Genomic DNA, 6213 nt, shown 5'->3' on the forward strand with positions numbered 1-6213 from the left:
GGTAGTCCGGACTGTGCAAAACACGCAAAGGTGTCGGTACCAGTTCGCCAGATCACGCAAAGGTGTCGGTATTAAAGGTCAGCTCGACAAGTCACCCAAATTAGTTGTCTGGGACGTTGAATTCCTGCGCATATTTAGGTTTTCTAAAACAAACCACGCAAAGGTGTCGGATAGAAAAAGCCTGGATGGTGGTCATCGGCAAGGCAGGTCGTGACAGTGGTTGAAAGCATCGATGAGCGCTTGCTCTCTTTCCACGCAAAGGTGTCGGGGTACATCGACGACTCGGACACGCTGGCCTGCGCGGTGGGAGAAATCGCTGGAGCGCATGGCCTCGATGTACCGCTGGAACTAGTGGCTGCTCTGCGGATCGGCGCGTCCTGGGGGGATGAGTAGCGCGACTGGCCGGTGGCCCGCCTGCTCGCCCGGGTTTGAAAAGCGTTTACCCCAACGACACTCCCACAGGTGACGAAAATCCAACCATCTGACAGACCGTTACACTGGACGCATGAATGTCCTTGAGCGCGTCACGGTCAACCCTCTGCAGTGCGGCGGCAGGCCCTGTATTCGGGGCATACGGATCCGGGTCAGCGACCTGCTAGATCTGCTGGGCCAGGGGGTGAGCGAAACCGAGATCTTGGCGGATTTCCCCGATCTGGAGCGTGAAGATCTCCACGCGGTGCTGCTTTATGCGGCGCGTTATATCGATCATCCGCGTCTGAGCGCTTAATCAGGGGAGTTGATACGCCGGGCAAACAGCCTTCAACGTTGTACTGGCTATGCTCAGCTTCCGCCCCAACTCGCTCCCTGGCTGAGCGAGACCTTTGGTATGGTCGCCTACAGCGTCGGCTTTCTGGGCTACCGTGACGCTATCGATGAAGTCATTTTCCAAGCTGTGCGGGATGCTGGCGCGGTGATCGTCTCCAAGGACAGTGATTTTCTCGATCGGGTGCAGCGTCTGAGAAGTCCGCCTCAACTCCTTTACGTGACCAGCGGCAACAGTTCAACGCGTCACTTGGAAGAAGTCCTCCTGCTGACCTTTGCTGAAGCCGAGCACTTGTTGAAGCAAGGGGAAAATATCGTGGAGATCGGCAGTTGAGGAAACGGCAGCGGAGCGCGGTGCCGCTGGCGACTTGTCTTCGAGGCTGAAACGGTCATCGGGCCTCCTGGGGCAAGACGAGCAGAAAGTATTGAACTACCGGCACACGCAGAACTTCTTCCTCAAGTGTGCTTACACTGAGCGTCATTCACTGACGCCTGCAATTCCCCTTAACAGCGACAAAAAATGGCGTGTTGCCCATGCCCACAAAGCGGCAAATGCCGGTTCCTGTGGGGCATCAACGCCGTCAACAAGAAGTTCAATCCGCAGTCGTCGGTCAGACTGAGCGTCTCGATTTGCCTTAGTAGCGTCTGGCGGCGTTGCACAGCAACCGCCTGAGGACGAGCTGAGAGGGGTTGGAACGGTGACAGGTTTAAGAGGAAACCCCTTCAGCATGATTCTGGCCTGGCCCCTAGGATGGTTCCGGACCGGTGGGCAGTAGGCTTCTCACCTCCACGTCTAGGACCTTAGCAACCCGGCGTAGGGTTGAGAGCCGGGGGTCAAGCAAGCCGTTTTCCAGTTTGGTGGGATGGGTGCGGTGCATTCCAGCACGGGCAGCAAATTCATCTTGACTCCAGCCACGTGCGAGACGCCGCTCACGGATCTGGATGCCTAGGGCCACCAGGTAAGGATCTTTCAAGGGTCGGGTGAGTGTAGCCATCTCCGCTGAGCATCCCCAGACTAGGCTCGGGATACGACTGCTTTCCATGAAACTGCTTATAATCAGTTGCATGGAAATAAGACAGACGTTCAACCATTCTACTTCTGTTCAGCCGGAATTTGCAGCGATGCTGGCGTTTAACCTGTTTGACCGGGTGATCGCGGACGCCCTGCGGATGGTCAGCGTCCTCAATTCCTCTCCCAACATCTCCGTTGAGGGGCAGCACCAGTGCTGGCAGGTGATCCAAGCCTTGCGGCATGCGAGCATTCAGTGGGGCGGCCGCGACAATTTAGCTGGCGTGACTCTCGAGGAGGAGGCCAAGCAACTCCTTTTCGAGCCATTGAGGCGGGGTCTGTGGTGTCACTCTCGGCTTACCACGCTGTTGTGTCAGGCTATCCAGCGGGCTGCTCAGGGCCGTCCGGGGGTGGCGGCCCGCTGCCTGGCGGTGGCACTGACGTTCGAAGCGTGGTTCCCGACAGCGCCTGAACCATTGGGACCGGACACCCGCCCCCCTGGTCTTGGAGTTGTGTGGACTGAGACGATGTCGACGTTTCAACTGTGCTGCCTGCTGGGTGACTTGTCGGCTCTCAGTGAGGTGATCGATCCTCTGAATTTGATCGAGCGGATCAAGGCGGTTCAGGTCACCATGATTGCCGAGGACGCCACGGATCTTCTCTACACCAGCTCGCTGAAGGAAGAGCCGGTCGGCGTCAGACTGCCCAGTGAAGAGCCCCGCGTTCTCTGGGAGGCCAACCTATACTGGATGCACACCTTGTTGCACTGGCAGCTTGCCGACATCAATTTGCCTCGGCCGGGCGCGGGCGACGGGCGCTTTTTTGAAGTCCAACTGTTCTACGGCTTGGAACAGTTGGTCGAGCGTCTGCTGAGATGGCCCGTGACAGCGGACCAACCCCACTGGTCCCCCGATGATCTGGGTCCGTTCCCGCGGTTGAGCGACCAGCAGGAGGATCTCCTACTCCAGGCCCTGCGGCGGGCTAGGCAGCTGAGATTTCTCCCTGGAACAGTCCAGAAGGGTGAGGTCAATGTCGCGCAGGCATTCTGGGGCAGAGGACATGAAGCGTCCAGATTGACCTCCATGTCCGATATAGCAAGGTTCGGTTTGAGGATTTCGCCAGGCCCCTTGCCTGGGGAACCGGACCGGGAGTGGCCCCGTCCAGAATGGATGCTAATTCGCAATCTGCTGCTGTACCGGTGCTGGTGTCTCCTGAGCGAAGCCTACAAGGCAGCAGCGTATACCGCTGTCCGGCAACGACCAAAAGTGAAGTACAGCCTCCCGACGCAATCAATGGCTCAGGAGTTGCAAACGTGGGGAGAGCTATTGAGTGCTTCATTCGAGGACCACGTGACATTACCTCCTCCGCAAGAAGGCAAGGAGACGCTCTTGGAGGACCTGTACCAGCGGGCGTCCTCCAGCCTGAACGAGGCGTTGGAATGCCCACCACGGTTCGCTGAGTTTTCCCAATGTGCGTATCTTGATGCCGTCCTGGGCCGCAGACTCGTGGAACTGGCCAACGTTACCCAGGCCGACATCGAGCTTGCGGGGCTGACCTGAGATGGGGAGGGGACAGATGCCACTGCCCGTTGGTAAGCAGTTGTGTGGTTGGAGTTTCTCCATCATGTTGAATCGGCGTATCAAATATGCAGCCGTCATCTTCGAGTCATTCCAAGAATGATTTCCTGGAGGCTGATCGCATCCGCCAATACTCCGCATGAGTGCTGGCCGAACACCACGACGAATATTCGCAACCTCAGGTCACTGAGGTGACCAGTCGCGACACTGTAGTTACTCCATTACCACTCGAGCAACCTGAACTGGAGCTCCAACAACCAATCGTCAATCCCACTGAGGTATGGGCCAGCCTGCCCAGGAAACGCCAACAGCGAATCGAGGCGTTGCTCACCCGCGTTCTGGTGCAAGTTGTCATGGCGCGGAAGGCGGAACGCGCGGCACCGGCGCAGGTGATTCAACGCCACGGTGCTTCAATCCAAGATGGTTTGCCAAAGTGACCAAACGACGCGTCGTCTCGAGTTTCTTGTATCCCGCCCGAAAGTGCAACAACCGAAGGTCGCCGCTGTCTTGTGCCAATCGGAGAAGGCCGCTGACCCTCACGTCTTCCAGGCTGCAACTGACTCCGGCTTTGCTGGCATAGGCTTGCCAGCGGCGGTGCAGATTTTGTTGACGCAATGGCCGCGACTTGTCGCTTTTACTGGCCTGGAAAAACAACTCCCCAGGAGTGTCACGCGCATTCTGGTAGTCGCGCAATCGCTCGATCAGGGCTGGATCGTCGATTCGGAGCTGGTCTTCTCCCTTCCGGATCCTAGATTGAGTAAAAACACGAATACAGCAGAGCGAGGGAGAGCGAATGTCGACGTCTTCGACCCGCAATGCAGTCACTTCACCCACCCGCAGGCACCCGAAATACAGCAGTCGGTAGAGCAATGCATCACGTGCCTGACGCTCTGGAATGTGGTCGAAAACCCGCTCGATGATGCTGGGAGGCAGACCGAGACGAACACTGGAGGTCCGGCCCCGAAGGATACGGTCCAGCCTGGTATCCACCGGATAGATTCTGGCAAAGCTCAAAAACTTCTGAAGCCGTAAAGCCGCTCCCATGCAGGTGCCTGCCGTCCAAGTCGGGTGATCGTCGAAGTACTGCTGCAAGGTGGGGTGGTCGGTACGCTTCATATACCAGGCTTGAAATGCCCGAATAGTTGTTCTGTAAGCCCGCTGCGTGTTTGGGGCAGTCGTGCGACTCAACTCGGCGAGAAAGCTCTCCAGCAGTTGATCTGGTGATGGGTCGAGCCGTGCACCCTGGTGTCCATCACTCACACCTGAAATTTACCACACCACATTGAGCCGTCAAACGGCGTGGAATCGCTGTCATTCTCGTCGTACAGAACAGAGTAAAGCAGGCCCAGAACTCGAGCTGGAGCTCCTGAAAACGACAACGCCTCTACGACGCCGTCCCCGAGTCACACCTAAATAGTGCAATCGCATTGCACACTACGTTCATAAATCGAGGCATCTGCCGGGCAACCTACAGTACCGCCCGTTTAGTTCTGTCTCCACCGGAGGTGTTATGCGTACGATCAATCCCAGATTCTGGCCTCGTGCACCAATAGGAAATATTCGAACCAAGCGTTCAGGCTGGTCCACCATGAGGCGGTCGTCTCTGCGCTTCCAAAGTCTGCTGATTGACAGGTGCGTTCTCCTCCATACCTGCGAAGGGCGGGTCTAATGAGTCATAAAATTACACAACGTCACTTGAATCGACTGGCCATCGTCTACCATCGGGTCTCGAGCGACCAACAGGTCAAAAATTCTGCTGGTAGTTTGCTCTGGCAGCAATCGATGGGTGATCAGGCACGGAGCTATGGATGGGCACCCGACGCCATCCAGCATATTGATGAGGACCTGGGCATATCGGCGCTCTCGGGTCACCACCGCCCCGGGATGAACCGGTTGATGGATCTGGTGGCGGCGGGCAAGGTGGGGGCTATCTTCGTGGCTGAGCACACCCGAGCAGCGCGTCTAGCTTCGGAAATAGCAAAACTCCTCGAGTTATCTGTGAGGAATCATACATTGTTTATTACGAACACGACTGTCTATGATTTAGATGTCCGTTCTGACCGATTGACGCTCGGGTTATTGAGTGAGGTGGCAAAAGCTGAAATCGATACGCTGCGGGAGCGCTCGGAAGAATCCATTCGTGCACTACTAAAGACAGGAAAGTTGAGGATACCCGCGCCAACCGGCTACTTCCTTGATGATGACAATCAATTTATCATCGATCCTCAGGTGAAAGATGAGATCGCATATATTTTTCAGGTTTTCCGCGAAACTCTTTCGGTGAGGGGAACTGTTAAGCGCTCACATGCAGAAAAGATCAAGCTAACTGTGAAAAAGATATGGAAAAGGCAATATCATCAGACAGAACCAAATTACACACGTATACACAGTATTCTTATCAATCCTGCCTTTGCTGGCGTTTACGCTTACGGTAAAACAGTAACAACTTGGCATACGCCGAGTAAGGATGCTTTGGTAAAACATGTACAACGTGAAAGAGATCCCGAAAAGTGGGAAGCTTGTATCAAGAATCATCATGAAGCGTACATTACTTTTGAAGAGTTTATTGAAAACCAAAAAATTATAGAAAGAAATTGCCGCCGACTGGCCAAAGGTAGGAGTGCTGTCGCGTCGGGACCGGCGTTGTTGCAGGGACTGGTTTGGTGTAGTCGCTGTGAGCAACGTCTCGACACTTGGTATTACCAGGGTAAATCACGGCGGTCAATCTACTACAGCTGTCGAGGAGACCAACACAAGCGTGCCGGACCTCAGTACCTGACAACTTTGGTTTGAGGCTGTCCTAGACGGGGAAACTGTCAATTCCCTCTTGTCCCTCGACAAGGACGGCGAAAAGCGGTGAGTTGA

Annotated in this window: 7 protein-coding genes; 5 read left to right on the forward strand and 2 right to left on the reverse strand. The window is 55.6% G+C overall.

All coding sequences use genetic code 11. From position 1 onward, the window contains the following. Positions 1–210: 210 nt before the first annotated feature. From GUI70_RS17050 to GUI70_RS17060, 3 genes are all read left to right on the forward strand, one after another. Positions 211–393: a hypothetical protein gene (locus tag GUI70_RS17050; protein ID WP_161883517.1), complete on the forward strand. Its 183-nt coding sequence runs from the start codon at positions 211–213 to the stop codon at positions 391–393. A 112-nt stretch (positions 394–505) separates the two neighbouring features. Then, complete coding sequence (locus tag GUI70_RS17055; RefSeq protein ID WP_161883518.1) at positions 506–727, forward strand: DUF433 domain-containing protein; 222 nt, start codon at positions 506–508, stop codon at positions 725–727. 99 nt (positions 728–826) lie between these two features. Then, positions 827–1096, forward strand: coding sequence for a DUF5615 family PIN-like protein (locus tag GUI70_RS17060; RefSeq protein ID WP_161883519.1), 270 nt, complete (start codon positions 827–829; stop codon positions 1094–1096). Between the two features lie 412 nt (positions 1097–1508). On the opposite strand, the gene GUI70_RS17065 is transcribed toward GUI70_RS17060, so the two are convergent. Beyond that, positions 1509–1736 carry a helix-turn-helix domain-containing protein gene (locus GUI70_RS17065; protein WP_202630510.1) on the reverse strand — a complete coding sequence of 76 codons (228 nt, stop codon included), beginning with the start codon at positions 1734–1736 and terminating at the stop codon, positions 1509–1511. Between the two features lie 67 nt (positions 1737–1803). Here GUI70_RS17065 and GUI70_RS17070 point away from each other — a divergent pair, with 67 nt between their 5' ends. After that, the gene (locus tag GUI70_RS17070; protein WP_161883521.1) at positions 1804–3330 is read left to right on the forward strand and encodes a hypothetical protein; all 1527 of its coding nucleotides are present in this window, start codon (positions 1804–1806) and stop codon (positions 3328–3330) included. A 369-nt stretch (positions 3331–3699) separates the two neighbouring features. Here the strand turns inward: GUI70_RS17070 and GUI70_RS17075 are convergent, their stop codons facing one another. Beyond that, complete coding sequence (locus GUI70_RS17075; protein ID WP_161883522.1) at positions 3700–4608, reverse strand: tyrosine-type recombinase/integrase; 909 nt, start codon at positions 4606–4608, stop codon at positions 3700–3702. A gap of 435 nt (positions 4609–5043) precedes the next feature. On the opposite strand from GUI70_RS17075, the gene GUI70_RS17080 reads away from it, so the two are divergent. Then, the gene (locus GUI70_RS17080; protein WP_161883523.1) at positions 5044–6141 is read left to right on the forward strand and encodes a recombinase family protein; all 1098 of its coding nucleotides are present in this window, start codon (positions 5044–5046) and stop codon (positions 6139–6141) included. Positions 6142–6213 lie beyond the last annotated feature (72 nt).

This window comes from Deinococcus alpinitundrae, from assembly GCF_009982895.1.
Classification (GTDB): domain Bacteria; phylum Deinococcota; class Deinococci; order Deinococcales; family Deinococcaceae; genus Deinococcus; species Deinococcus alpinitundrae.